We start from the raw sequence: 1,254 nt of genomic DNA, 5'->3' as shown, positions 1-1,254 counted from the left end.
GACAGCGACACCGATTCCGCGGACATTGCACATGTCGATGATCGGAATCCGTGATCTCTCTGTCCTTGAGACGCCACCGGAAAACCGTTATCCGGTCCAGACATACGTCATGGAATACGACGGAATCGTCATGCGGGAAGCACTCGAACGGGAACTCGGACGTGGTGGACAAGCATTCTTCCTCTACAACCGTGTCGAGGGCATCGAGCGAAAGGCAGAAGAGATTCGCGCCCTCGTACCGGAAGCACGAATTGTCACGGCTCACGGTCGAATGACGGAAACCGAACTCGAAAGTCAGCTAATCGCCTTCTTCGAAGGAGATGCCGACGTCCTTGTCAGTACGACGATCATTGAGACGGGGATTGATATCCCGAACGTCAATACGTTGATCGTTCATGACGCCGATCAAATGGGCTTATCACAGCTTTATCAATTACGTGGTCGTGTCGGTCGGTCAAGTCGCGTCGCCTACTCGTACTTTACGTACCGTCCGCAAAAACGATTGACGGAAGTGGCAGAAAGTCGTCTACAGGCGATCAAGGAGTTCACGGAGCTCGGTAGCGGTTTTAAGATCGCAATGCGTGACTTGTCGATTCGCGGTGCCGGGAACTTACTCGGTTCGCAACAATCTGGATTCATCGATTCTGTTGGTTTCGATCTCTATTCGCAGATGCTTGCAGAAGCAGTCGAGGAGCGGAAAGAACGGATGAAAGGTAAAAAACGCATCCAGAAATTCGTTCCTGAGTTCACATTCAGCCTTGATGCCTATATTCCATCGCACTACATGACAGACTCCGAGCTGAAAATCGAGTTCTACAAACGTTTGAAATATGTTGATACCGTCGATAGTCTCGAACAACTCGAAACGGAAATGCTTGAACGATTCGGTGAGTTTCCGGATGAGGTCGCGCGTTTGATCCAGTTGACGCGAATGCGCATTTTCGCTGAACGGGCGCGTGTCGAGCGTGTTAAACAAACCGATCCGAAAATTGAGATCGTCTTATCGCTCCAATCGACACAACAACTCGATGTGGCGGACTTCGTTAAATGGACTGTTCCACTGGGACGTGGTCTTGGAATGGGACAACAAGAGGAGAAACTCGTCTTAACCCTCAACCGCAACAAACAGTCGACGCAACAGATGACGATGCAGGCAGAACAATTATTGGCGGAACTTGATCGCCGGCTCGTCGGGCGATGAATAGACGAACGATTGCGCAAGGCGCAGCACTGCTTGCGATTTCTAGTTATATC

The 1,254-nt window shown here is 50.6% G+C and carries 1 protein-coding gene; it reads left to right on the top strand.

The window, feature by feature from the left end; all coding sequences use genetic code 11:
- Window positions 1-1,201: TRCF domain-containing protein (locus B3S86_RS00155; RefSeq protein WP_290747862.1), on the top strand; the 1,201-nt coding region annotated here is incomplete at its 5' end.
- Window positions 1,202-1,254 lie beyond the last annotated feature (53 nt).

The sequence above is a fragment of the Exiguobacterium sp. UBA3968 genome, from assembly GCF_002385115.1.
Lineage (GTDB): Bacteria > Bacillota > Bacilli > Exiguobacteriales > Exiguobacteriaceae > Exiguobacterium_A.
Note: the sequence above shows the minus strand (reverse complement) of the source record. Positions and strands in the feature narration are given on the sequence as shown.